Here is a 25,101-nt window from a genome sequence, read left to right as displayed (position 1 = left end):
TGCTCGTGGACATCAAGATCGGCATCATCAACAGCCCCCGCGAGATCGCCTTCGAGACCGCCCAGACCGCGGACCAGGTCGAGAAGGCCGTGTCCGAGGCGCTCACCGCGCAGTCGACGCACCTGTCGCTGCAGGACGACAAGGGCCGTCGCTTCATCGTCCCCGTCTCGGCTCTGGCGTACGTCGAGGTCGGCGCGGAAGAGGCACGGCGCATCGGCTTCGTCGCCTGACGACGTGGAACTGCTCTTCGCCGTCCTCGGCGGCGTCATCATCGGTGCGGTCGCGCACGTGATCCTGCCGTGGCGGTCGAACCGCGGCGTGCTCGTCGGCCCCGCGGTCGGCGGCATCGCCGCAGCCGTCCTCTGGGAGGCGCTGACCTGGGCCGGGTGGCGGTACGACGGCACCTGGATCTGGGTCGTGGCCCTCGTGGGGTCCGGCGTGGTCGTCCTCGTCGTCGAGTGGCTCCTCGGCACGCAGCGCGACAAGCGCGACGCCGAGTACTACGAGCAGCTCAAGACGCGCGGCGCCTGACCCTCGAGCAATCCTGACGCTCGAGCAGCCTGACCGCTCAGGCCGTCAGACCGAGCGCGTCCATCCGTCGGGTGTGCGCGGCGATGAGTTCGGTCCAGACCGGCTCGAGCCGCTCCTGGTCTTCACGGGCGTGCGACGCCAGCGCCGACCGGGCGACCAGCAGGGTGTCGCCCACCAGGCGCCGTCCCCACATCGCCAGGCGTGAACCGATCCGCGGGTCGTTCTCGATGTGGGCCGTCAGTTCTTCGACGACCGCTGCTTCCTCGCGCGCGTCGAACACCGAACGCAGCCGCTGCCGCACGTCCGTCGGCAGGGAGCGGAGCAGGTTGCCGAACAGGTCGTTCAGGATGCCGGCCGTCACGTAGCCGGTCAGCATCGACTCGTACCAGTCGGCACCGCTCGTCCGTTCGAGGAACAGGTCGATCGCCTCGCGGTGCGGGGCCATCAGCGCCGCCGGGTCTCCGCCGCTGCGTTCGATCTCGGCCACGATCGTGCGGTGCCGCTCGAGCGCCGTGGTCGCGAGGACCCCGGTGACCAGACGGCCGGAGAGCGTCGGTGCCGAAGCACCGGCTCGTCCCATCGTCTCGTAGACGGAGAGCTGCAGGTACGCGGCCTGCCCCAGGTAGACGTCGAGCTCCGGGGTGACGTCGTCGAGCGCGAGCCGCTTGACCTGCGCGGCTCCGCGCGGGTTCCGCGACGCGAGCCATGCTGCAGCGAGCTGCGCCGCGCGCTTCCGGTTCCACCACGAGACCACCCGACCAGCATAGAGGGCGCGTCCCGTGGCACCCGCCGGTCGCCCGCCCGGACGCCCCGACGCACCCCGGAGCGCCCCGGACCACGCGCCCGTCGGTAGACTGGCCGGGACTTCCACCAGAACTAAGGTGATTCTTTGACTTTCTCAGACCTCAACATCGACCAGGACATCGTCGATGCACTGGCCGGCAAGGGCATCATCGAGCCCTTCCCGATCCAGGAACAGACCATCCCGCTCGGCCTGACCGGCCAGGACATCATCGGCCAGGCCAAGACGGGTACCGGCAAGACGCTCGGCTTCGGCCTGCCGCTGATCCAGCGACTCGGTGCCGACCCGGCGCACGGGGTGAAGGCGCTCGTCGTCGTCCCGACCCGTGAACTCGCGGTCCAGGTCACCGAGGACCTCGAGCTCGCGGCCTCGAACCGCCCGACCACGGTCGTCTCGATCTACGGCGGCAAGGCCTACGAGGGCCAGGTGGAGCAGCTCAAGGCCGGTGCCCAGATCGTCGTCGGCACGCCCGGGCGGCTCATCGACCTGCAGCGGCAGCGTCTGCTCGACCTCTCCCACGTGCAAGAGGTCGTGCTCGACGAGGCCGACCGGATGCTCGACCTCGGGTTCCTGTCGGACATCGAGCGCATCTTCCAGGCCGTCCCCGAGGTGCGGCACACGATGCTGTTCTCGGCGACTATGCCCGCGCCGATCGTCGCCCTCGCCCGCCGGTTCATGAGCCGTCCGGTGCACATCCGGGCGACCGACCCGAACGAGGGCCTCATGCAGGCCAACATCAAGCACCTCATCTACCGTGCGCACTCCCTGGACAAGGACGAGGTCATCGCCCGCATCCTCCAGGCCGAGGGCCGCGGCAAGACCGTGATCTTCACCCGCACCAAGCGTGCCGCGGCGAAGCTCGTCGAGGAGCTGAAGGACCGCGGGTTCAACGCCGCAGCGGTGCACGGCGACCTCAACCAGGAGCAGCGCGAGCGCGCGATGGCGGCGTTCAAGGCCGGCAAGCGTGACGTGCTCATCGCCACCGACGTCGCTGCCCGCGGCATCGACGTGGACGACGTCACGCACGTGATCAACCACACGATCCCGGACGACCCGGACACGTACCTGCACCGTGCCGGCCGCACGGGCCGCGCCGGCAAGACCGGCATCGCGGTCACGTTCGTCGACTGGGACGACCTGCACAAGTGGACGCTGATCGACAAGGCCCTCGAGTTCGGCATCCCCGAGCCCGTCGAGACCTACTCGTCGTCGCCCCACCTGTTCGAGGAACTCGACATCCCCAAGGGCACCAAGGGCCGCCTGCCCGGCTCGTCGTCGCACGCCGCCTCGGCCGGCGCTCCCGTCGAGAAGCGCAGCAGCGACCGCCCGGCCTCGGGTTCGCGTGACGCGTCGCGTTCGCGGTCGCGCAGCCGCACCCGGTCAGGAGGCTCGGAGCAGTCCGCCCCGCAGGCTCCGGCCACCGAGTCGGTCGCCCCCACCGCCGCGGCGGGCACCGAGGACGGCTCGGCCGTCGAAGGTGGTTCCACCGACGGCGCCGCGAAGCGTCGCCGTCGTCGCCGCCGTCGCGGAGCCGGCACCGGCGATGCCTCGGCGACCGCCTCGGCACCGCAGGGTACGTCGGACGGCGAGTAGCGCCTCCAGACCGAAGGGCCCGTCGCTGACGCGACGGGCCCTTCGTCGTCTCCACCCGCGGACCGGCGTCACGCGCGCAGCGACAGTTCACGCGGACGCCGACGCGTGGACTGTCGGCCAGGCCGAAGACTCGGTGGCCAGCCGTTCGGTCGGCCGTCAGGCCAGACGCGAACCGGGGCCGACGACCGGGGCGCTGCCGGTGGCCTCGGACACGATCGCGTCGAACGAGACGCGTGCGGTGCGGTGCTCCCCCAGCCGGTTCGGCTTGCCGGTGCCGTGGTAGTCGCTCGAGCCGGTGACGAACAGGCCGTAGCGCGTCGCCCAGTCGAGCAGGGTGCGCTTGCCGTGTGCCAGGTTCTCGCGGTGGTCGACCTCGAGCCCGCCGAGCCCGGCGTCGACCAGGTCGCGGAGCATCGGCTCGTCGATGACGATCCCGCGCGAGGACGCCGCGGGGTGCGCGATGACGGGCACGCCGCCCGCCTGCCGGATGAGTTCGACGCCGCGCAGGGGCGACGGCGCCTCGTGGGGTTCGTAGTAGCCGGATGCCGGGTGCAGGATGCCGCGGAACGCCGCGGATCGGTCGGACTCGAGCCCGCGGGCGACCAGGGCGTCGGCGATGTGCGGACGGCCGATCGTGGCACCGGGGCTGGACTGGGCCAGGACGTCCGCCCAGGTGATCGGGTGGTCCTCGGCGATGCGGTCGACCATGCGGTGCGCGCGGGAGAGCCGGCCGTCGCGGATCCGGGTCGTCTCCTCGACCAGTCCGGGGTGCTCGGGGTCCACCAGGTAGCCGAGCACGTGCACGCTGCGGTAGCCGATCCGGGTGCTCAGCTCGAGGCCCGGCAGCAGGGTCAGGGGCAGCTCGTGCGCCGCGGCCGTGGCGTCCGCCCACCCCGCGGTCGTGTCGTGGTCGGTCAGCGCGACGGCGTCGAGTCCGGCGGCCGCGGCCGCTCGGACGAGCTCCGCGGGACGCTCGGTGCCGTCGGAGACACTGGAGTGCGCGTGCAGGTCGATGAACGGGTCTGGCACGTGGCCAATGCTATCCACAGGTGAGCGGCCGCACAGGCCGGGTGTCCCCGGGCGGTGCGATGATGGACGCATGGCCGACACGACTCCCCGCGCGACGAGCAACCGATCCACGACCCCCGGGTCCTCGACCTTCAAGGACTTCATCGGGTCGCAGTGGGCCGAGCGCTCGGAGGCGCAGCCCGAGCCCCGCGAGCAGGCCGCGTTCGCCGCCGAGCGTCGCGCGCGCATCTCCGAGCTGCACCCGGGCCGCACGATCGTGGTGCCGGCCGGGCAGGCCAAGGTCCGATCGAACGACTGCGACTACCCGTTCCGCCCGCACTCCACCTTCGCCCACCTGACCGGTTGGGGCACCGACACCGTCGTCGGCTCGGTGCTCGTGATGACGCCGAACGGCTCCGGGCACGACGCCACGCTGTACTTCCGCGCCACCGCAGGCCGCGACTCGGAAGAGTTCTACGCCAACCCCGAGATCGGGGAGTTCTGGGTCGGTCCGCGCCCCTCGCTCGACGCAGTCGCCGCCGACCTCGGGCTGGCCACCGCCGACCTCGGGGCGTTCACGGCCGTCGCCGATGGACTCGACGCGTCGGCGCTGCTCGTGCGTGAAGCCGACGACGACCTGACCCGTTCCCTCGACGCCCGCATCGGCGCGGCGATCGGTGGCGCGGACGAGACCGAGGGGTCGCCGGCCACCGACGACCTGCTCTCCCGCGACCTGTCCGAGCTGCGACTCGTCAAGGACGCGTACGAGGTCCGTGAGCTCCGCAAGGCCGTCGACGCCACGAAGCACGGGTTCGACGACGTCATCGGCGACTTCGACGCCGTGCTCGCGCACCCGCGCGGTGAGCGCATCGTCGAGGGCACGTTCAACCGCCGGGCGCGCGCGGACGGCAACACCGTGGGCTACGACACCATCGCCGCCTCGGGCCACCACGCCTGCATCCTGCACTGGACCCGCAACGACGGCGCCGTGCAGCCGGGCGACCTCATCCTCATCGACGCCGGGGTCGAGGTCGACTCGTTCTACACCGCCGACATCACCCGCACGCTCCCGGTGAGCGGCACGTTCTCGCCCGTGCAGCACATGGTCTACGAAGCCGTGCTCGAAGCCGCCGACGCCGCGTTCGCGATCGTCAAGCCGGGCATCACGTTCCGCCAGGTGCACGCCACCGCGATGGAGGTCATCGCGCGGAAGACCGCCGAGTGGGGCTTCCTGCCGGTCTCGGCCGCCGAGTCGCTCGAGCCGGACAACCAGTTCCACCGCCGCTACATGGTGCACGGCACGAGCCACCACCTCGGGCTCGACGTGCACGACTGCGCGAAGGCCCGCCGCGAGATGTACCTCGACGGCACCGTGCAGGCAGGCATGGTCTTCACGATCGAGCCCGGGCTGTACTTCCAGCAGGACGACCTGACCGTGCCGGAGGAGTTCCGCGGCATCGGTGTCCGCATCGAGGACGACATCCTGGTGACCGAGGACGGCGCCGAGAACCTGTCCGTCGGCATCCCCCGGACCCCCTCGGAAGTGGAGGGGTGGATCGCCCGCTCGGGCAGCTAGCCTGATCGGGTGACCATGCCCGAGGCCTCCCCGAACACCTTCGCGATCGAGGTCGAGCACTTCGACTCCCCCGACGCCCAGCGACTCCGAGCCGCCCAGCGACTGGAGATCGACCGGGCGCACGGCGGCGACACCGAGCCGGGTGAGAAGCCGACCGCCGAGTCGATCGCGGTGTTCTTCGTCGCGCGGGACGAGTCCGGTACTCCCCTGGGATGTGGTGGCCTGCGCATCGTCGATGACGGCATCGCGGAGATCAAGCGGATGTACGTCCGACCCGAATCCCGCGGGTCCGGCGTCGCGTCCGCGTTGCTGCGACGGCTGGAAGAGGCCGCGCTCGACCTCGGGTCACCGGCGCTCGTCCTCGAGACGGGCACAGCGCAGCAGCGTGCCGTCGGCTTCTACCAGCGCGAGGGGTTCCGGCGGATCGCGAACTTCGGGCCCTACGTCGGGGCGCCCCTGTCGGTCTGCTACTCGAAGGTCCTCTAGCCGGACCGAGCCTGCCCGGCGAGACCGGGCGGTGCTGTGGCGCGCGATGCCGTCCGGTGTGGTGCCGTCCGGTGTGGTGCCGGGCGACGCCGTGCCGCGCGTGCCGGGCGACGCCGAGCCACGCGTGCCGAGCGATGCCGCACGGCGCCGTGCCGTGCCGCCGCGCCCGGGGCCCGCACGGCTCCCGGTCACGACGTGCCGTCTGCCCGAGGCCGAGCGGTCACGAAGCGTCGTCTGGGCCGGCGCCGAACGACGATCTCTGACCGCTCGAGGCCGAGCGCGCGGGGTGTTGCGACCACTCGGACCGCCAGGACCGCCCCGGACTCCGCCGCTGCGGACGCCGCACCGCCGGGCGCGATGCTCGGCGGCGACACTTCGCGGGACCTCGGCGGACGTGAGCCGCGTGTCGAACAACCCGACGCCCGCCGGTCCACCGACCACGGGGCACGCCCGTCGGAGCCCGAGCGCAGCAGCCGGAGCGCGACTAGCGGCGGTCGCTGTCCCCGTCACGCTGGGCGTCCGGCGAGGACGAGGGCTCCGGCGGCGTGGCACCGGCGACCCGCTCGCCGTAGCGCGGCGGCTCCTCGGGTCGACGCTCCGGCACCGGCGGGGCCGCGGGGGCGGCGGCCGTCTCGGGGGTCTCCCCGTACCGGGGTCCGTCGTTCGTCCCGTAGCGCGGCGGGCCCGAAGGCGCACCGGTCTGCGTGCCGGGGGCCGACGTGCCGGGGTGTTGCGGGCCTCCCGGCTGCTCGTGCGGCGTGGCGTGCCCGCCGTACGGCGACTGCTGCTGTGGCGGGATCCCACCGGGACCCGGACGCCACTGCTGCTGCTGCTGCTGCTGCTGCTGCTGGGGAGCGTCGTTCCAGTGCGTGGACGGGGTCGCCCCGTGCTCGCCGAGGATCCGCTGCGCCTGCCCGGTCAGCTGCGGGTTGACGACGATCTGGTAGTTGGTGGCGAGCACCTGGTGCACGCTCGTGAAGTCACGCTGCCGCTTCGTGATCGCGAACGAGACGATGCCGTAGAGCATGCCGAACGCGGCACCGATGATCGCGGCCGCCAGGATCAGGCCGCCGGCGCTCGGTGAGAACAGCGTGAGCACGATGCCGAAGAAGATGCCGAGCCACAGGCCGGACAGCGCGCCGGCGATGGCGGCACGGCCGTAGGTCATCTTGCCGGTGACCCGTTCGACCGTCTTCAGGTCGTTGCCGACGATCGAGAGCTGGTTGACGGGGAAGTCGGCCTCGGCCAGCTTCGCCACCACGCGCTGCGCGTCGGGGTAGCTGTCGTACGTTCCCAGGACGTCGCCCTTGGGCAGCGTCGGGAACGCCTGGGCGGTCCTGCCGGCGAAGGGGCTCTGATTGCTCACACAGCCATCATTCACCGCACACCTTGCAATCGCACGTGCACTCTCAGGGAAGCCGCCGACCGGCGCGGGCGAACGCCCACACCCGAGCGACTACGCTGGGTCGGGTGAGCGCCACGAAGGTCTTCGTCGCCCGCCTCGCCGGGTGCTCCGTCTTCGACCCCGCGGGCGACCGCGTCGGCAGGGTCCGGGACGTCCTGGTCGTCTACCGCCGGGCCGATCCCCCGCACGTCGTCGGGCTCATCGTCGAGGTGCCCGGCAAGCGCCGCATCTTCGTGAGCATCGGCCGCATCACCTCCATCGGTGCCGGGCAGGTCATCACGACCGGCCTGGTGAACATGCGCCGCTTCGAGCAGCGTGGTGGCGAGGTCCGCGTCATCGCCGAGATGCTCGGCCGCAAGGTGCTCATCAAGAACCAGCGGATCCGCGCCACCATCGAGGACGTCGCGATCGAGGACCGCGGGCAGGGCGACTGGGAGGTCGCGCAGCTCTTCCTCCGCAAGCCGAAGACCACGCCGTCGCCGTTCGGCAAGGGTCCGACGACGTTCGCGACGTGGAACGAGGTCACCGAGGACGAGCTCCCCGGTGAGGCGCAGTCCGCCGAGCACGTCATCGCCGCCTACTCCGACCTGCTGCCCGCCGACCTCGCGTCGACGCTGCTCGACCTGCCCGCCGAGCGCCGGTTCGAAGTGGCCGAGGAACTTCCGGACGACCGCCTCGCCGACGTGCTCGAGGAGATGCCCGACCAGGAGCGCATCGAGATCCTCACCCGACTGGTCGACGCCCGTGCCGCCGACGTCCTCGACCAGATGCAGCCGGACGACGCGGCCGACGTCCTCGCCCAGTTCTCCGACGAGCGGAGCGAAGCCCTCCTGCAGCTCATGGAGCCGGAGGAGGCGCAGGACGTCCGCATGCTCCTGGAGTACGAGCCGGACACCGCCGGTGGTCTGATGACCACCGAACCCGTGATCGTCTCGGCCGACGCCACCGTGGCCGAGGGCCTCGCGCTGGTCCGCCGCCACGAGCTCGCGCCGGTGCTCGGCGCCGCCGTCTGCGTCACCCTGCCGCCGTACGAGCCGCCGACCGGTCGGTTCCTCGGGCTCGTGCACTTCCAGCGGATGCTCCGCTACCCGCCGAACGAGCGGCTCGGCACGCTCATCGACCAGCAGACCGAACCGGTCCGGGTCGACGCGAGCGCCGCCGAGGTCACCCGCATCATGGCGACCTACAACCTGCTGTCCGTACCCGTGGTCGACGACGCCCACCGTCTCGTCGGGGTGGTGACGATCGACGATGTCCTCGACCACGTCCTGCCGGACGACTGGCGAAGTCAGGGCGAGGGGGAACCCTCACCGCTTCCACGCCAACGCCCGCGCAGGACACCCGTGACGACGGGAAGGAGGACCACCCGTGGCCCGAACGGATGACAACCGTCGCGACCGTGACCGGCAAGAGGTCCGGCTCGACTCCCCGAAGGGCATGCGCACGCGCGTGCTCCCCAGCCGCCGCCGTGGTCGCGGGGACACCTTCGGTCGCGCGACCGAGGGCATCGCCCGCGGCATGGGCACGCCCTGGTTCCTCATCGGGCTCACGCTGTTCTGCGTGGTCTGGATGGGCTACAACACCCTGGCGCCGAAGCCGTGGCAGTTCGACTCGGCGGCCATCGGCTTCACGGCTCTGACGCTCGTGCTCTCGCTGCAGGCCTCGTACGCCGCCCCGCTGATCCTGCTCGCGCAGAACCGGCAGGACGACCGCGACCGCGTGCAGTTCGAGCAGGACCGCCAGCGCGCCGAACGCAACCTGGCCGACACCGAGTACCTGGCCCGCGAGGTCGTGGCCCTGCGCCTGGCGATGCGGGACATGGCGTCGAAGGACTTCATCCGCGCCGAGCTCCGTTCCCTGCTCGAGGAGCTCGACCGCCGCGACGCGGACGAGGCCGGCTACGCGGACGAACACGACAGCTCCACCCGTGGCTGACGCCGTCCCCACCGACGAACAGCTCGGCACGGCGGTCCTCGCCGCGCTCGGCCGCGTCATCGACCCCGAGATCCGCCGCCCCGTCACGGAGCTCGACATGATCCGCGGCGTGGACGTGCAGCCAGGAGGCGCGGTGCGCGTCGACCTGCAGCTCACGATCGTGGGATGCCCCGCCGCCGACACCATCGAGCGCGACGTCCGCGTCGCCGCCGGGTCCGTCCCGGGGGTCGCCGCAGTCGACGTCGACGTGTCCGTCATGGACCCGGCCACGCGCTCCGCGCTGACCGAACGGCTGCGAGCCGGCCGCCCCAAGGGCGTCCAGTTCACCGCGGACTCGCTCACGCGCGTCATCGCCGTCACGAGCGGCAAGGGCGGCGTCGGCAAGTCCACCGTCACCGTGAACCTCGCCGTCGCGCTCGCCCGGCGGGGCTTGCGGGTCGGGGTCGTCGACGTCGACGTGCACGGCTTCAGCGTCCCCGGCTTGATGGGCCTGACCGACGAGCACGGGGTCGCACCCCGCCCGACCCGGGTGGACAGCATGATCCTGCCGCCGGTGGCGCACGACGTGAAGGTCGTGTCGATCGGCATGTTCGTCGACGACGTCTCGACCGCGGTGTCGTGGCGCGGACCGATGCTGCACCGCACCGTGAACCAGTTCCTGACCGACGTGTTCTTCGGCGACCTCGACGTCCTGCTGCTCGACCTTCCCCCCGGCACCGGCGACGTCGCGATCTCGGTGGGGCAGCTGCTGCCGCACGCCGAGGTCCTCGTCGTCACGACCCCGCAGGCCGCCGCGGCCGACGTCGCCGAACGCAGCGGGATCGTCGCCCGACAGACCGGGCAGCGGGTCATCGGCGTGGTCGAGAACATGGCCGGGCTCGTGCAGCCCGACGGCTCGGTGCTGCACCTGTTCGGTGAGGGTGGTGGCGCCGAGACCGCGGCACGGCTCTCCCGCGGGCAGGACGCCCCCGTCCCGGTGCTCGGCAGCGTGCCGCTGTCCGTGCCGCTGCGCGAGGGCGGTGACGCGGGCGTCCCGGTGGTGCTCGGCGCCCCGGAGGACCCGTCCGCCGTGGCCCTGACGGCGATCGCCGACCGGATCACCACGATGGGACGCGGGCTCGCCGGCCGGAAGCTCGGGTTGTCGCTGTCCTAGGCTCGGGGTCATGAGCACCGATCACGTCGATGTCGACTGGGACCACGCACGCGCCACCAACCGCGCGAACTGGGACGACCGGGTGCCGATCCACGAGGGCGCGTACGGGATCGACGCCCTCGCCGACCCCGGACACCGCTCCGACGTCGTCCGTGACGACCTGCCGGCGCTGACGCCCTGGTTGCCGAAGGGCTCGCTCGCGGGCCTCGACGTCTGCCACCTGCAGTGCCACATCGGCACCGACACGGTGTCGCTCGCCCGCGAGGGTGCCCGGCTGACCGGCGTCGACTTCTCCCCCGCCGCCCTCGCCTCGGCCGCCGGGCTCGCATCGCGCCTCGGCCTCGACATCACCTGGGTCGAGACCGACGTCCTCGATGCCCGGGCCGCCGTCACCGGCGACTTCGACGTCGTGTACACGAGCATCGGCACGATCTGCTGGCTCCCCGACCTCGACCGCTGGGCTGCGCAGGTCGCCGGCCTGCTGCGCCCCGGCGGGGTGTTCTTCATCCGCGACGGCCACCCGGCGCTCTACGCCCTCGACGAGGACGCCGACGAGCTCGTCACCCGGTACCGGTACTTCCCGGACGGCACCGCGCAGCAGTGGGACGACGCCGGCACCTACGCCGGTGACGGCACGGTGGCGAACACCCGCACCTTCGAGTGGCCGCACCCGCTGTCCGAGATCGTGAACGCCCTGCTCGGTGCCGGGCTGCGACTCCGACGGCTCGACGAGGGCCGGACCCTGCCCTGGCGCTTCAGCTCCCGCATGGTCGAGACCGACACGGGTTCGTGGGCCTGGCCGGATCACGACCGTGACCGGATGCCGACCACCTACACGATCGTCGCGACCCGCGACTGACCTGACTCCCCTGGTCCGTTCGGCGCATCCTGTGCGTTCGTTCATGGACAGGGCGTTCTACCCCGGCGCATTATGCAAGGGCATTACACAATGCCCTTGCGGAATGTGACGTGAGGGCTCCACCCGCCGGACGACGACGTCCGACCGAGGACAGGAGAACCGTGTGAACCAGAACACCCGCGTGCGATCGGGCCTCGTGGCCACCATCGCCGCCGTCATCGTCGCAGGGGGCTCGCTCACAGCGGCGCCAGCCCTCGCTGCGACGACCTGCGCGACCGCCTGGAGCGCCGGCACCGCCTACAACGGCGGAGCCACCGTCAGCGAGAACGGTTCGAACTACACCGCGAACTGGTGGACCCAGGGCGACGAACCGGCGACCCACTCCGGTGCGACCGGCAGCGGCCAGCCGTGGACGTCGTCCGGCACCTGCACCGGCGGCGGCACCGGCGGCGGGACCACCACCCCTGGCGGCGGTGGGACCACCACGCCCGGCAACGGCAGCACCGGCACCGCGAGCGGTCTGGTCTTCAGCCCGTACAAGGACATCACCGTGAACCTCGACTGGAACACGAACGTCATGAACACCGCGGTCACCGGCACGCGGATCCCGGTCGTCGGGTCGAGCAACAGCCTCGTGTCGACGCGGGAGCCCGGCCTCAAGGCCATCACGCTCGCCTTCGCCACCGGTACCTGCGGCAGCGAGAACTGGGGCGGCGTGGCCGCCGACGCGTTCGCCAGCGCCAACATCGCGAAGCTCGACGCGGCCGGGGTGAACTACATCGTCAGCACCGGTGGCGCCGCAGGCTCGTTCAAGTGCTCCGGCACCGCGCTGCAGTCCTTCATCGCCCGCTACGCCTCGCCGCACATGATCGGCGTCGACTTCGACATCGAGAGCGGGCAGTCCGCCGCGGACGTGCAGAACCTGGTGAGCGCAGCGGCGCTGGCGCAGGCGAAGTACCCCGGCCTGCGCTTCTCGTTCACGCTCGCCACGCTGGCGGCGTCCGACGGTTCGTTCGGCGGGCTGAACAGCACCGGCGACGCCACCGTCAAGGCGATCAAGGCCTCGGCGCTCACGAACTACACGATCAACCTCATGACGATGGACTTCGGACGCGCGACCACGGCCAACTGCGTGATCGTCGGGTCGACGTGTCAGATGGGGCAGTCGACGATCCAGGCGGTCACGAACCTGCAGCACACCTACGGGATCGCCTCGTCGAAGATCGAGGTCACCCCGATGATCGGCGTCAACGACACCGCCGACGAGGTCTTCACCCTCGCGGACGCCGACACCGTCGCCGCGTACGCCAAGTCCCACGGGCTCGCGGGCGTGCACACCTGGTCGCTCGACCGCGACACCCCCTGCCCGACGGCGCAGAGCACCGCGTCACCCACCTGCAGCTCGGTGGCCGGCACCGCGGCCCTCGCCTGGACCGACCGCTTCCTGGCGGCGCTGAAGTAGGGAAGGACCGGGCGTCGCGACGCGACCCCGTGACGGACGGGAGGCCCGGTGCCAGCTGGCACCGGGCCTCCAGTCCGTCGTGTGGGGACGTGACGGGCGTCAGGTCGCCTCGGCGTCGAAGGGTGCCGGTTCACCGGCGGCCAGGGGCACGACGGGAGCCGTCGCGCGCACCTTCGAGGCCGTGACCTGCGCGGTCTGGACGGCTGCGGCACTCGTGCCGGAGTCGAGCAGGGCGTCGCGGATGATGCGGCGCGGGTCGTACTGACGCGGGTCGAGCTTCTGCCACTCGATGTCGTCGAACTCGGGGCCCATCTCGTCGCGCATCCGCTCCTTGGCGGTGTCGGCGAACCGACGGACGGCCTTGACGAACTCGGCCAGCTTCTGGGCGTACATCGGCAGGCGCTGCGGCCCGAGCAAGAGGACGCCGATGACCCCGATGATCAGGATCTTGTCGAGCGGGATGTCCACGCGAGCGAGCCTAACGCCTGCTGCTGCGTTGCACCTCTAGAGTTGTCTCCCGAACGGAGTGTGCGTGTCAGAGAAAGAGTCGAACTGGAAGTTCGCCGAGGACATCGTCTCGGAGACCGAGGCGATCGCCCGTGCTCGTGAGCACTCCCTGGAACTCGGGGTCGAAGCGATCTCGCCCGCGATCGGTGCGCAGATCGCGGTCATCGCCGCAGCCTCGCGTGCGACGAGCATCATCGAGATCGGCACCGGCCTCGGGGTCTCCGGCCTGTACCTGCTCGCCGGCGCTCCGAACGCTACCCTGACCACGATCGACGTCGAGGTGGACCACCAGCAGTTCGCCCGCGACGCCTACATCAGCGCCGGCACCGCTCCCGCACGGATCCGGCTCATCCCCGGTCGGGCGAACCAGGTGCTCCCCCGCATGAACGAGGCCTCGTACGACGTCGTGCTCGTCGATGCCGACCCCGAGCACGTGATCGAGTACGTCGAGCACGGCCTGCGGCTCGCCCGCCTGGGTGGCACCGTCCTGGTGCCGCACGCCCTCTGGCGCGGACGCGTGGCCGACCCGGTGAAGCGCGACCGTGCCACCACGGACTTCCGGCTGCTCCTGACCGAGGTGTCGACCTCGGGTGCAGTGCGCAGCGCGCTGTCGCCCGCCGGCGACGGACTGCTGCAGCTGACGAAGGTCACCAACTAGCGCTCGACCCGCCGGCGTTCGCGCAGGTCAGTCCAGGTGCCGCAGGTACCGCTCGGGCGACTCGAGGAACGCACGCTCGTTCCGCACCAGGTCGAGGTCGCGCCATCCGGTGCGCCGCAGGCCCCACTCGCCGACCTCGTGGATCTCGGCCCCGGGGAACGCGGCGAGCACGGGTGAGTGGGTCGAGAGCACGACCTGGCCGACACCCGTCTCGACGATGGACTGCAGGAGCCCGATCAGCGCCAGGCACCCCGAGAACGACAGGGCGGACTCCGGCTCGTCGAGGATCCAGAGCCCGGGCCACTGCGACCGGTGGATGACGAAGTCGAGGAACGACTCACCGTGGCTCCGCTCGTGGAACAGCGGCTCGGCTCCTCCGGGGTGCTGTTCGAGGTAGGTGAACACCCCGTGCATGGTCTCCGCGCGCAGGAAGAAGCCGGACCGCACCGCGCCGGGCTCCCGGTGCAGGGCGATGTGTTCCCAGAGCTGCGATTCGCTCGGGCGGGTGCTGTGCCCGGACTTCGTCGAACCGCCCTCGGGCCCCATGCCGAAGGCGAGCGCCATCGCCTCCACCAGGGTGGACTTGCCGGCACCGTTCTCACCGACCAGCACCGTCACCGGAGCGAGGTCGAGCCCGTCGTCGAGCAGCTGCCGCACGGGCGCGAGCGTCGCGGGCCAGACGTCGCGCGGCATCGGGTCGGGCGCGTACTCCTCGACGCGGCGGATCGGCAGTCTCGTCCTCGGCACGGCCCCATCCTGCCGGAGCCGACCGACAGCGCCGCGGATCCCCCAGCCGCGGGATCGGCAGCGCACAGACGGAAGGCCCGGAGCGTACACGCTCCGGGCCTTCCGTTCTGGTGCTTCGACGTACTAGGCCGAGACGACCTCAGCGAGTGCGTCGTGGAGTTCCTTGGCCTCGGCATCGTTGACCGAGACGACCAGGCGGCCTCCACCTTCGAGCGGAACCCGCACGATGATGAGTCGACCCTCCTTAACAGCCTCCATCGGCCCGTCACCGGTCCTCGGCTTCATGGCTGCCATCAGATGTCCCCTTTCGTGCAGTAAATGCAGCCCCATTATCCCGTATGGAGGGGGCAACTGCGAAACCGCCCAGGTTGGGGGTGTCGGATGTGCTGTCCGGATGCTCCGCAGAACGCGGAACCACGGGCCTCCGGAGCCCCGCATCGATCACGGCGGGGTCCAGTCGTAGCCGTCGATCCACCACGTGTAGTACAGCCAGACCCACTGCAGCCCGACGAACGCGACGACGACGGCCACGCGGTACCCCCGCGACCGCGGCAGCGCGACGATCCCGAGCAACGGCGCGATCGGCACGAGGATGCGCCAGGTGCTCGACTGCGGGAAGAACACCGCGAGCAGGTACACGAGGTACGCCACGCCCCAGAGTCGGAGCTCGATGCCGATCCGGCGTGCGGCGGGCATGCACACGAACGCCGCGAACCCGACGAGCACGACGACGAGCAGGACCGTGCCGGCCGGCTGCCCGAACCACCACCCGAACCCCTGCACCCACGGCGCGAACGGCACGAGCTCCTTCCACCCGATGTACGACGACCGCCAGGCGAGCTCGGTGTCGGTGTAGGCCTTCGGCACCCCGGTGACCGCCCACGCAATCGCCGGCCACGCCAGCCCGACCAGACCCGACACCGTGGCGACCACCGCGGGGGGCACGAGTCGGCGGAGGGTGAGCGGCTCCGACGAGCGCACCCACGCCGGCCGGATCGCCCACGCGGCCACGAAGAGCACCACCAGGAACGCGAAGGCGAGGCCCGTCGGCCGCGTCATGCCGAGCAGCAGCACGACGGGCAGCATCGCCCACCACCGTCGATCAACCATGAGCAGCAGCGCGACGAGCAACAGGAACAGGCCCATCGACTCCGCGTAGGCCACCTGGAACATCGCGGACACCGGTGCGACGCAGAACAACACCGTGGCGAACGTCGCCTGTGCGGGGTCGAGGAACCGCCCCATGAGCCGGCGGAACACCAGCGCGGCCCCGAGTCCGGCGAGCAACGACACCGAGACCGCGACGAACTCGAACGACGCTCCGGTGAGCAGCATGAGCCCGCGCACCAGGAACGGGTACGCGGGCATGAACGCCCACGCGTTCTCGGTCACGTGCCCGGCGGCGTCGACCGGCAGCGTCGACGGGTACCCGCCCGTGGCGATCACGCGGTACCAGGCGCCGTCCCAGATCGACGCGAACGACAGGTAGCCCGGGCTCTGCACGGTGAACGAGTTCGCCGCTTGCACACCCGCGAACGCGAGCATCATGGCACCGGTCACGAGCCGCGCCAGCACGTAGACGACCGTGATGCGCACCCACCAGGGGACGACCCGGTACCGGGCCCGCCAACGGTTCCGAGCAGGGGTCCTCCGGGTGGCCCCCGCCGTCGTCAGGCCGTCAGCCACCGACGCAGCCCGGCCTCGACCGCGGTGATCTGCGCGACCGGGACCTGCTCGTCGTCGTGGTGGGCGAAGACCGGCTCGCCGGGGCCGTAGTTGACCGCGGGGACCCCGAGCGCCGAGAAGCGTGCGACGTCGGTCCAGCCGTACTTCGGACGGGGCTCCGGTCCGCCGACGGCCGCGACGAAGTCCTGCGCGAGCGGGGCGTCGAGCCCGGGGCGGGCACCGGCGGCGAGGTCGACGATCGTGACCTCGTACCCGTCGAACAGCTCGCGGATGTGGGCGACGGCCTCGTCGGCCGAGCGCGAGGGGGCGAACCGGTAGTTCACGTGCACCATCGCCTCGTCCGGGATGATGTTGCCCGCGATGCCACCGCTGATGCCGACCGCGTTCAGGCCCTCGCGGTACTCGAGCCCGTCGACCGTGACCGTGCGGGGCTCGTACGCGGCCAGGGTGGCCAGGATCGGGGCGGTCTTGTGGATGGCGTTGTCGCCGATCCAGCTCCGGGCGCTGTGCGAGCGCTTGCCGAACGTGCGGATCTCGGCGCGGAGGTTGCCGTTGCACCCGCCCTCGATCTGCGCCCCGGACGGCTCGCCCAGGATCGCGAAGTCGGCGGCGAGGAGTTCGGGTCGCGTCCGGGCCAGGCGGCCGAGGCCGTTCAGGGCGTCGCTCACCTCTTCGTGGTCGTACCAGACCCACGTGACGTCGACCGAGGGGTCGACGAGGTCGTACGCGAGCTTGAGCTGCACCGCGCAGCCCGCCTTCATGTCGACGGTGCCACGGCCCCAGAGGATCTCGGTGCCGTCCTCGGCGGTCCGGAACTCGGTCGGCAGGTTGTCGTTGAGCGGCACGGTGTCGATGTGGCCGGCGATGACGACCCGGCGGTCGCGGCCCAGGTTCGTCCGCGCCACGATCGCGTCGCCGTCACGGATCACCTCGAGGTGCGGCAGCGGTGCGAGCACGGCCTCGATCGCGTCGGCGAGGGCCTGCTCGTTGCCGGACACCGACTCGATGTCGCAGATGGCACGGGTGATGTCGATGGACGAGGCGGTGAGGTCGAGGTGCTCCGGCATGCGGGCAGCCTACCGGCCGCCCCTCGCACCGCCCCGGTAGTCCGGACGGACGGTGACCCGACCGCCCCGGCAGTCCGGACGGACGGTGCCCGCCGACCGGCGCTCGGTACCCTGGAGCCGTGACCGACACGACTGCCACCGACCGCCCGACCCACGCCTGGGGCCACGGCCTCGCGACGATCGCCGCCGACGGCACGACGCTCGACACCTGGTACCCCGAGACGCACCTCGGCGCGCTGCCCGCCGACGCCGTGTTCCCCGCCGAGCTGCAGGCACACGTCGGTGACGACCCCCGCCGCGAGGTCCGGATCGAGGCCGTCACCACCGAGATCACGATCGACGCCGGCCCGACGAGCACCCCGGACGCGTACCTCCGCCTGCACCTGCTGAGCCACCTGCACGTCCGCCCGAACGAGGTCTCCCTCGACGGCGTCTTCGGCCACCTGCCGATCGTCGCGTGGACGAACGCCGGCCCGGTGCACCCCGACTCCCTGACGCGCGTGCGCCCGTCCCTGCAGCGCGCCGGCATCGCCGTGCACGCGATCGACAAGTTCCCGCGTCTGGTCGACTACGTCGTGCCGGACCGCGTGCGGATCGGCGACGCGAACCGGGTCCGTCTCGGCGCCCACCTGGCACCGGGTACGACCGTCATGCACGAGGGCTTCGTGAACTTCAACGCCGGCACCCTGGGCGACGCCATGATCGAGGGCCGCGTCTCGCAGGGCGTCGTCGTCGGCAACGGCACCGACATCGGCGGCGGCGCCTCGATCATGGGCACCCTGTCCGGCGGAGGCACGCACCGTGTCTCGCTCGGCGAACGCGCGCTGCTCGGCGCGAACGCGGGCCTCGGCATCTCGCTCGGCGACGACTCCGTCATCGAGGCCGGTCTCTACGTCACGGCCGGCACCAAGGTCGTGCTGGTCGGCGCGGCCCCGAACCCCGACGGCACCCCGAAGACCGTCAAGGCTGCCGAGCTCTCCGGCACCCCGAACATCCTGTTCCGCCGCAACAGCGTCAGCGGCGCCGTCGAGGCGCTGCAGCGCAAGGGCGAGGGCATCCAGCTGAACACCGCGCTGCACGCGTAGCGCTGCACGCCCCGCGAGTGGTCACGACACACCGTCCGCGGGTCGCCGAGGGCGCACAAACCGTCGGTTGGACACCCACCCAACGACAGTTAGCGACCACTCGGCGAAGGCGAGCGGCGCGCCCTGCCGCCCGCGCCCGACACGCCCGCACGGGAGGCCCGTAGCCGGTCCACGAGACCGCCACCGGGCCTCCAGGCCGTCACATCCAGTGCCCCACCCCGCCCCGCGAGTGGTCACAACACACCGTCCGCGGGGCGCCGAGGGTGCACGAACCGTCGGTTCGGCACCCGCCCAACGACAGTTCACGACCACTCGGCGGAGGTGAGCGGCGCGTCTTGCCGCCCCACCGCCCCGCGAGCGGGCGGAATGCCACGCGGCGCAGACGCACGAGCGCCCCGCGCCACGGAACCGTGGGGCGGGGCGCTCAGAGTCGGTCAGCGCGAGGGGACGTCCCGCTCGGGCGCACCCACGTAGAGCTGCTGCGGGCGACCGATCTTGTTGAGCGGGTCGTTGTTCAGCTCGCGCCACTGGGCGATCCAGCCCGGCAGACGACCGATCGCGAACAGGACGGTGAACATCCGCGGCGGGAAGCCCATCGCCTTGTAGATGATGCCGGTGTAGAAGTCGACGTTCGGGTAGAGCTTGCGGCTGACGAAGTACTCGTCCTCGAGCGCGATCTGCTCGAGTTCCATCGCGATGTCGAGCAGGTCGTCCTGCACACCGAGGGACTCGAGGACCTCGTGCGCGGACTCCTTGACGAGCTTCGCGCGCGGGTCGTAGTTCTTGTAGACGCGGTGTCCGAAGCCCATGAGCTTGACGCCCTGCTCCTTGTTCTTCACCCGCTCGACGAATCGCGTCACGGGCTCGCCCGAGTCCTTGATCTGCTGGAGCATCTCGAGCACGGCCTCGTTCGCGCCGCCGTGCAGCGGGCCGTACAGGGCGTTGATGCCGGCCGAGATCGAGGCGAACATGTTCGCCTTCGTCGAGCCGACCATGCGCACCGTCGAGGTCGAGGCGTTCTGCTCGTGGTCCTCGTGCAGGATGAGGAGCCGCTCGAGCGCCTTCGACAGCACCGGGTTGGGCTTGTAGGTCTCGGCCATGGTGCCGAAGTTCAGCCGCAGGAAGTTGTCGACGAACGACAGCGAGTTGTCCGGGTACAGGAACGCCTGCCCGATGGCCTTCTTGTGGGCGTAGGCCGCGATCACCGGGAGCTTGGCGAGGAGCCGGACGGTCTGCAGCTCGACCTTCTCGGGGTCGTCGACGTCCATGTCGTCCTCGTAGTACGTGGACAGGGCGCTCACGGCGCTCGAGAGCACGGACATCGGGTGCGCCGAGTGCGGCAGGGCGTCGAACAGACGGCGGAGGTCTTCGTGCAGCAGCGTGTGCCGACGGATGCGGGCGTCGAACTGCTCGAGCTCGGTGGGGGTCGGCAGCTCGCCGTAGATCAGGAGCCACGCGACCTCGAGGAAGGTGCAGTTGCCGGCGATCTGGTCGATCGGGTACCCGCGGTAGCGCAGGATGCCCTGGTCGCCGTCGATGTAGGTGATCGCGCTCTTCGTCGCACCGGTGTTCACGAACCCGTAGTCGAGCGTGTTCATCCCGGTCTGCTTCTTGAAGGTCGAGATGTCGATCGCGGACGCGCCGTCGACGCTCTGCAGGATCGGGAACTCCGCCGTGCCGCCCGGGAACGTCAGCGTCGCGGTCGCGCCCTGCTGTTCGGCGGCGGGACTCACGGGGACGGGCGTGGTGGGCGGTGTGGCCGTCTTCTGAGCGTCATTGGCAGTGTCAGTCACGAGGACAGCCTAATCGCGGCACCTGTCGGTCGTGCACACATCCCAGGTGACGATTTGGTGGTTCTCACGGATTGCGGGGCCCGCCCGGAGTACTCGTTTCCGTGCTACGCGGTACCGAGGCGACGGCTGCTCGCCAGTCGCTGCGCCGCTGCGGCGATGCGTTCGTCGGTCGCCGTCAGGGCCACGCGGACGTGCTCGCCCCCTGCTGCGCCGTAGAACGTGCCGGGTGCGACGAGGATCCCGCGGTCGGCGAGCCAGGCCACGGTGTCGAGTGCGGGTTCGCCACGGGTGGCCCAGAGGTAGAGCCCGGCCTCGCTGTGGTCGATCCGGAACCCGGCGTCCTCGAGTGCTCGCCGGAGCATGTTCCGGCGCGCTCGGTAGCGGGCTTTCTGCTGCTGCACGTGGGTCTCGTCCTGCAGCGCGACGACCATGGCCTGCTGGACGGGCAGCGGCGGCATGAGCCCGGCGTGCTTCCGGACGGCCAGGACGTCGGCCAGGATCGCGGCGTCACCGGCGACGAAGGCCGCACGGTAGCCGGCGAGGTTCGACTGCTTCGACAGCGAGTACACGCTCAGCACGCCGTCGAGCGAGTCGCCGACGACCCGCGGGTCGAGGATCGTGGGCGTCGGGGTGGTGGCGTGGTCCGGGTCCCATCCGAGCTCGGCGTAGCACTCGTCGCCGACGATGACGGCTCCGAGCTCGCGGGCGCGGACCACGGCGGCACGGAGTTCGTCGAGGGTCAGCACGCGGCCGTCGGGGTTGCCCGGGGAGTTCAGCCACACGAGCTTCGTGGTGGACGGCCACGCCGCGGGGTCGTCCGAGGCCAGGGCATCAGCGCGTACCAGTGCGGCTCCGAGCTCGTACGTCGGGTACGCGGCGGCCGGGAACACCACGGTGTCACCGGGGCCGATGCCGAGCCAGAGCGCGAGGCCCGCGATGAACTCCTTCGAGCCGATCGTCGGCAGCGCGTTCGCCTCGGTCAGGGCGACGCCGTGGCGACGGCCGTACCAGTCGGCGATGGCCTGCCGCAGCGCCGGGGTGCCGGCGACCTGCGGGTAGGCGTGCGCGTCGGTCGCGGTGGCCAGGGCGGTGCGGACGACCTCGGGCGTGGGGTCGACCGGCGATCCGACGCTGAGGTCGACGATGCCGCCCTCGTACGCCGCGGCGCGCTGCTTGAACGGGACGAGCTGGTCCCAGGGGAAGTCGGGGAGGTCGAGCGCCACGAGGGGGGTCCGGTCAGCCGCGGACGGGCTCGGCTGCGACGACGGGGTGGTCCTTGTGGATCACGCCGACCTTCGCGGCACCGCCGGGCGACCCGACCTCGTCGAAGAACTCGACGTTGGCCTTGTAGTAGTCGGCCCACTGGTCGGGCAGGTCGTCCTCGTAGTAGATGGCCTCGACGGGGCAGACCGGCTCACACGCACCACAGTCGACGCACTCGTCGGGGTGGATGTAGAGCGAGCGGTCACCCTCGTAGATGCAGTCGACCGGGCATTCGTCGATGCAGGCGCGGTCCTTGACGTCGACACAGGGCTGGGCGATCACGTAGGTCACGGTTCGGGTGCTCCCTTCGACGAGCGGGTTCGAGTCTACTCGCGGCCCGGAGCCGTCCGGGACCGCAGCCCCGACAGGTCCGGCCACGCGAGGACGAGGGCGGCGATGACCGCGGGGGCGAACGTCCACACGTACCCGGCCGCGTTGGCGAGGACGAGCGGCGAGCTCTCCCCGCCGACCGACACGAGCACCTGCGTCGCGACGAGGATCCCGATGCCGATCGCGGCGACCATCGCACGCGAGCGGTAGACGAGCCGCACGCCCACGGTCAGGCCGAGCACGATGAGGGTGGTGACGACGAGTCCGACGGGGAACCCGCCGATCGTCTGCTGGTGCGTGACCGTCCCGAGGCCGCCGGCGAGCAGCCCGAGCAGCAGCGAGACCACGACCGCCGCGGCCTTGCCCTGGCCGGACATCTCGGCGTAGGTCTGCGGAGCCGCCGGCTGCGGGGCCGCGTCGTGCCGGAACGCCTCGACCGCCGGGGCGTACTGCCGGACGCCGTGCGGCATCACCCACGACAGGGCCGCTGGGTCGGCGGGGTCCACGGGGTCGACGGCGACCTGGGAGCGGTACTGCTCGACCGCCGCACGCACCTTGGCCCGGACCGGCAGGACGTCGACCGTGACGTCGGCCTGACCGCTATCGGGGTCGGGGTCGACGATCATCGAGAACGGGACTTCCTCGGCTCGGGCCGCGTACTGCGCCGCGTGGTGCATCCGCACGTGGTCGGGGTGCCCGTAGCCGCCGTCGTCGGCGTAGCTGATCACGGCGTCGGCACCGGTGGAGCGGATCGCGGCGCGGACGTCGTCCACGACCTCGCCCAGGTCTGCCGCGGTCAGTGAGTCGGCCGGGGCGTCGTCCGCGGCGGTGGCCCGCCCGTCCGGGCCCCACTGCATGCCGGAGTCGACGTAGCGACGCTCCGGCAGGTCGGTCGGCCGGGCACCGCGCCCGCCGAGCCACAGGTGCTGCGGCCCGCCGAGGGCGGCGAGGGCCGCGGCGATCTCGGTCTCCCGGTGCCGTGCCACCCGCGCGGGGTCGCCCGCCAGCGGGGCCAACCGCTCCGTGAGCATCTCGCCGCGCTCGCCCCGGGTCGCGGTGAGCACGGTCACCTCGGCGCCGCGCTCGAGCAGGGTCGCGATGGTCCCGCCCGACGAGAGCGTCTCGTCGTCGGGGTGGGCGTGCACGATCAGGACGCGCTCGGGGCGCGTGGCAGGGGCCTTCGACATCGTCCCCAAGGGTACGGGACTAGCGGGGCGTGACGATGTAGGTCGCCGTGACGCCGCCGCTGTCCTTGCTCTCCGAGAAGGTCAGGACGACGCGGTAGGCGTCGCTCCGGAACATGCCGAACGCGCTCGACGAGTCCGCACGCTTCGCCGACTCGGTGTACCCGGCGTCGGTGAGCTGCTGCACGGCGGCCTGGAAGTCGTCGACCGAGGCCGCCCGGACCTGCGCGACCCACCCGGAGCCGTTCGGTCCGGCTCCCCCGCCGAGCACGGTGCCGTCGACGAGCGGGACGTCGGCGGACGGGAACCCGTCCGGCACCTTGCCGTCGGAGGTCACGTCCGCGCCCTTGAGCGCCGTGTCGAGCGCGCCGTCGATGCCCCCGGCCACCGAGGACATGCCGTCCTGGATCGCCTTGCCGTCGATGCCCGCGACCCCGTCGGCGACGTTCGACGCGACGGAGGACCCGAGGTCGGTGGCCTGCTGCACGGCCTGGGTCGAGCAGCCGGTGAGTCCGGCCAGGGCGATGCCGGCAGCGACGGCGGCGATCAGCGGGGTACGGAGGGAGCGCATGGCGCGACCGTAACGGACGAGCCGGGAGGCCCGGCGCGAGTTGGCTGTGAACGTGCCGTCCCCGGGGCGGTCACGTGCGCGGCGGGGCCGCCCCGGGCCTCCTTCCCGAAGAACGCGTCAGGCGACGTAGGCGCGCGTCGCCGCGACCAGGGCGTCGACGCCGACCGGGATCGCGGTCTCGGCCTGCGGCGCGTAGAACGGCGAGTGGTTGCTCGGGATCTCCTCGCCGCGACGGAAGCGCTCCGGGTCGGTGATGCCCGTGAACCAGTACACGAGCGGCGCTCCGGCTGCGGTGGCGAGCTGGCCGACGTCCTCCGACGCCATGGCGAGCCCGATCTCCAGGTCGCGGGCTCCCGGCACCTCGGCGCGGATGGCCTCGAGCACGGTGGCGGCGGCCTCGGCGTCGTTCACGGTGACCTCGGCGCCCGGTGCACGCACGATCGTCGGCTCGGACAGACCACCGGCCGTGCTCTCGGCACGGACGATGCGCTCGATCGAGGCGATGATGCGCTGGCGGGTCTCCTCGTTGCGGGCCCGGGTCGAGATCTCGATGACGGCCTCGTCGGGGATGATGTTCGCCCGCGTGCCGGCGTGGAAGCTGCCGACGGTGACGACCCCTGCGTCGCTCGGCGAGACCTCGCGGGCGACGACGGTCTGCAGCCGCACGACGGCCGAGGCCGCGGTGACGACCGGGTCGAGCGAGGCCTGCGGCGCCGAACCGTGCGCCCCACGACCGTTGAAGGTCACCGTCAGCCGGTCGCTCGACGCCATCACGGGGCCGGTGCCGACGGCGACGATGCCGACCGGTGCGGGCGCGGAGTGCTGCCCGAGCACGACGTCCGGCTTCGGGAACCGCTCGACCAGGCCGTCCTCGACCATCGCGCGGGCGCCGGAGATGACCTCTTCAGCAGGCTGGAAGACGGCGACGACCGTGCCGCGCCAGTCCCCCGTGGTCGCGACCAGGCGCTCGAGCGTGCCGAGCAGCCACGTGACGTGGATGTCGTGGCCGCAGGCGTGCATGGTCGGGACCTCGCGGCCCTCGTCGTCGGTGCCGACGTGCTCGCTGGCGTAGGACAGGCCGGTCCGCTCCTGCACGGGCAGGCCGTCCATGTCGGCACGGAGCCAGACCACGGGGCCCTCGCCGTTCGACACGACACCGACGACGCCGGTGCCGCCGACGCCCGTCGTCACCTCGATCCCACCGATCTCGGCGAGCTTCGCAGTGATGACACCGGCGGTGCGGTGCTCCTGGAAGCCGAGCTCCGGGTGGGCGTGCAGGTCCTGGTAGATCGAGAGCAGGTCGAGAGTCACGCTGACCACGGTACAACCGCAAACGGCCCGGCCACCTGTTGCAGGTGACCGGGCCGTCGGACGGAGGACGGGCCTCCGCGGGTGTTGCT

Annotated in this window: 26 protein-coding genes; 12 read left to right on the top strand and 14 right to left on the bottom strand. The window is 71.6% G+C overall.

Going from position 1 to position 25,101, the window contains the following annotated elements:
- Positions 1-5 precede the first annotated feature (5 nt).
- Together BR70_RS0101150 and BR70_RS0101145 are read left to right on the top strand one after the other, a co-directional pair.
- Positions 6-230 carry a DUF3107 domain-containing protein gene (locus BR70_RS0101150; RefSeq protein ID WP_027464581.1) on the top strand — a complete coding sequence of 75 codons (225 nt, stop codon included), beginning with the start codon at positions 6-8 and terminating at the stop codon, positions 228-230.
- A 4-nt stretch (positions 231-234) separates the two neighbouring features.
- Positions 235-531 carry a hypothetical protein gene (locus tag BR70_RS0101145; protein ID WP_027464580.1) on the top strand — a complete coding sequence of 99 codons (297 nt, stop codon included), beginning with the start codon at positions 235-237 and terminating at the stop codon, positions 529-531.
- 37 nt (positions 532-568) lie between these two features.
- Here the strand turns inward: BR70_RS0101145 and BR70_RS0101140 are convergent, their stop codons facing one another.
- On the bottom strand, positions 569-1,285 hold the full coding sequence (locus BR70_RS0101140) for a ferritin-like fold-containing protein (protein ID WP_027464579.1): 717 nt from the start codon (positions 1,283-1,285) through the stop codon (positions 569-571).
- A gap of 135 nt (positions 1,286-1,420) precedes the next feature.
- Between BR70_RS0101140 and BR70_RS0101135 the strand changes: the two genes are divergently transcribed.
- Positions 1,421-2,926 carry a DEAD/DEAH box helicase gene (locus tag BR70_RS0101135; RefSeq protein ID WP_027464578.1) on the top strand — a complete coding sequence of 502 codons (1,506 nt, stop codon included), beginning with the start codon at positions 1,421-1,423 and terminating at the stop codon, positions 2,924-2,926.
- Positions 2,927-3,082: 156 nt separating this feature from the next.
- On the opposite strand, the gene BR70_RS0101130 is transcribed toward BR70_RS0101135, so the two are convergent.
- Complete coding sequence (locus BR70_RS0101130) at positions 3,083-3,955, bottom strand: PHP domain-containing protein (protein WP_027464577.1); 873 nt, start codon at positions 3,953-3,955, stop codon at positions 3,083-3,085.
- A 70-nt stretch (positions 3,956-4,025) separates the two neighbouring features.
- Here BR70_RS0101130 and BR70_RS0101125 point away from each other — a divergent pair, with 70 nt between their 5' ends.
- On the top strand, positions 4,026-5,510 hold the full coding sequence (locus BR70_RS0101125) for an aminopeptidase P family protein (protein ID WP_027464576.1): 1,485 nt from the start codon (positions 4,026-4,028) through the stop codon (positions 5,508-5,510).
- 15 nt (positions 5,511-5,525) lie between these two features.
- Complete coding sequence (locus BR70_RS0101120) at positions 5,526-5,996, top strand: GNAT family N-acetyltransferase (protein WP_035807774.1); 471 nt, start codon at positions 5,526-5,528, stop codon at positions 5,994-5,996.
- A gap of 484 nt (positions 5,997-6,480) precedes the next feature.
- On the opposite strand, the gene BR70_RS21985 is transcribed toward BR70_RS0101120, so the two are convergent.
- Positions 6,481-7,362 carry a YflT domain-containing protein gene (locus tag BR70_RS21985; RefSeq protein WP_051596505.1) on the bottom strand — a complete coding sequence of 294 codons (882 nt, stop codon included), beginning with the start codon at positions 7,360-7,362 and terminating at the stop codon, positions 6,481-6,483.
- Between the two features lie 104 nt (positions 7,363-7,466).
- Here BR70_RS21985 and BR70_RS0101110 point away from each other — a divergent pair, with 104 nt between their 5' ends.
- The 5 genes from BR70_RS0101110 (at position 7,467) to BR70_RS23830 (ending at position 12,810) form a co-directional block, all read left to right on the top strand.
- Positions 7,467-8,786, top strand: coding sequence for a magnesium transporter MgtE N-terminal domain-containing protein (locus BR70_RS0101110; protein WP_027464574.1), 1,320 nt, complete (start codon positions 7,467-7,469; stop codon positions 8,784-8,786).
- Between the two features lie 52 nt (positions 8,787-8,838).
- A complete protein-coding gene (locus tag BR70_RS0101105) occupies positions 8,839-9,336 on the top strand; it encodes a DUF1003 domain-containing protein (protein ID WP_042539423.1) in 498 nt (165 codons plus the stop codon).
- Positions 9,329-10,489: a P-loop NTPase gene (locus tag BR70_RS0101100; RefSeq protein ID WP_027464572.1), complete on the top strand. Its 1,161-nt coding sequence runs from the start codon at positions 9,329-9,331 to the stop codon at positions 10,487-10,489. Before BR70_RS0101105 ends, BR70_RS0101100 begins: the two co-directional genes overlap by 8 nt.
- Before the next feature lie 10 nt (positions 10,490-10,499).
- Positions 10,500-11,348, top strand: coding sequence for a class I SAM-dependent methyltransferase (locus tag BR70_RS0101095; protein WP_027464571.1), 849 nt, complete (start codon positions 10,500-10,502; stop codon positions 11,346-11,348).
- A gap of 163 nt (positions 11,349-11,511) precedes the next feature.
- A complete protein-coding gene (locus BR70_RS23830) occupies positions 11,512-12,810 on the top strand; it encodes a carbohydrate-binding protein (RefSeq protein WP_035807574.1) in 1,299 nt (432 codons plus the stop codon).
- Positions 12,811-12,909: 99 nt separating this feature from the next.
- On the opposite strand, the gene BR70_RS0101085 is transcribed toward BR70_RS23830, so the two are convergent.
- Complete coding sequence (locus BR70_RS0101085; RefSeq protein WP_027464570.1) at positions 12,910-13,278, bottom strand: twin-arginine translocase TatA/TatE family subunit; 369 nt, start codon at positions 13,276-13,278, stop codon at positions 12,910-12,912.
- Positions 13,279-13,342: 64 nt separating this feature from the next.
- Here BR70_RS0101085 and BR70_RS0101080 point away from each other — a divergent pair, with 64 nt between their 5' ends.
- Positions 13,343-13,975: an O-methyltransferase gene (locus tag BR70_RS0101080; RefSeq protein ID WP_027464569.1), complete on the top strand. Its 633-nt coding sequence runs from the start codon at positions 13,343-13,345 to the stop codon at positions 13,973-13,975.
- A gap of 27 nt (positions 13,976-14,002) precedes the next feature.
- Here the strand turns inward: BR70_RS0101080 and BR70_RS0101075 are convergent, their stop codons facing one another.
- The 4 genes from BR70_RS0101075 to dapE form a co-directional block, all read right to left on the bottom strand.
- Positions 14,003-14,722: an AAA family ATPase gene (locus BR70_RS0101075; protein ID WP_027464568.1), complete on the bottom strand. Its 720-nt coding sequence runs from the start codon at positions 14,720-14,722 to the stop codon at positions 14,003-14,005.
- Between the two features lie 123 nt (positions 14,723-14,845).
- Complete coding sequence (locus BR70_RS22685) at positions 14,846-15,016, bottom strand: DUF3117 domain-containing protein (RefSeq protein WP_017887054.1); 171 nt, start codon at positions 15,014-15,016, stop codon at positions 14,846-14,848.
- A gap of 147 nt (positions 15,017-15,163) precedes the next feature.
- On the bottom strand, positions 15,164-16,408 hold the full coding sequence (locus BR70_RS0101065) for a membrane protein (RefSeq protein ID WP_027464841.1): 1,245 nt from the start codon (positions 16,406-16,408) through the stop codon (positions 15,164-15,166).
- Positions 16,393-17,475, bottom strand: coding sequence for a succinyl-diaminopimelate desuccinylase (gene dapE, locus BR70_RS0101060; protein WP_027464567.1), 1,083 nt, complete (start codon positions 17,473-17,475; stop codon positions 16,393-16,395). Before dapE ends, BR70_RS0101065 begins: the two co-directional genes overlap by 16 nt.
- A gap of 119 nt (positions 17,476-17,594) precedes the next feature.
- Here dapE and dapD point away from each other — a divergent pair, with 119 nt between their 5' ends.
- On the top strand, positions 17,595-18,560 hold the full coding sequence (gene dapD, locus BR70_RS0101055; protein WP_027464566.1) for a 2,3,4,5-tetrahydropyridine-2,6-dicarboxylate N-succinyltransferase: 966 nt from the start codon (positions 17,595-17,597) through the stop codon (positions 18,558-18,560).
- 434 nt (positions 18,561-18,994) lie between these two features.
- Here the strand turns inward: dapD and BR70_RS0101050 are convergent, their stop codons facing one another.
- From BR70_RS0101050 to BR70_RS0101025, 6 genes are all read right to left on the bottom strand, one after another.
- Positions 18,995-20,293, bottom strand: coding sequence for a citrate synthase (locus BR70_RS0101050; RefSeq protein WP_081827170.1), 1,299 nt, complete (start codon positions 20,291-20,293; stop codon positions 18,995-18,997).
- Between the two features lie 164 nt (positions 20,294-20,457).
- Positions 20,458-21,576, bottom strand: a complete 1,119-nt coding sequence (dapC, locus tag BR70_RS0101045; RefSeq protein WP_027464564.1) for a succinyldiaminopimelate transaminase — start codon at positions 21,574-21,576, stop codon at positions 20,458-20,460.
- 13 nt (positions 21,577-21,589) lie between these two features.
- Positions 21,590-21,907 carry a ferredoxin gene (gene fdxA / locus BR70_RS0101040; protein ID WP_017887060.1) on the bottom strand — a complete coding sequence of 106 codons (318 nt, stop codon included), beginning with the start codon at positions 21,905-21,907 and terminating at the stop codon, positions 21,590-21,592.
- Between the two features lie 35 nt (positions 21,908-21,942).
- A complete protein-coding gene (locus BR70_RS18880) occupies positions 21,943-23,133 on the bottom strand; it encodes a PIG-L family deacetylase (RefSeq protein ID WP_051596504.1) in 1,191 nt (396 codons plus the stop codon).
- A 19-nt stretch (positions 23,134-23,152) separates the two neighbouring features.
- Positions 23,153-23,701, bottom strand: coding sequence for a hypothetical protein (locus tag BR70_RS21980; RefSeq protein WP_051596503.1), 549 nt, complete (start codon positions 23,699-23,701; stop codon positions 23,153-23,155).
- A gap of 117 nt (positions 23,702-23,818) precedes the next feature.
- On the bottom strand, positions 23,819-25,012 hold the full coding sequence (locus tag BR70_RS0101025; RefSeq protein WP_027464563.1) for an amidohydrolase: 1,194 nt from the start codon (positions 25,010-25,012) through the stop codon (positions 23,819-23,821).
- Positions 25,013-25,101: the final 89 nt, after the last annotated feature.

Source organism: Curtobacterium sp. UNCCL17 (assembly GCF_000686685.1).
GTDB classification, from domain to species: domain Bacteria; phylum Actinomycetota; class Actinomycetes; order Actinomycetales; family Microbacteriaceae; genus Curtobacterium; species Curtobacterium flaccumfaciens.
Note: the sequence above shows the minus strand (reverse complement) of the source record. Positions and strands in the feature narration are given on the sequence as shown.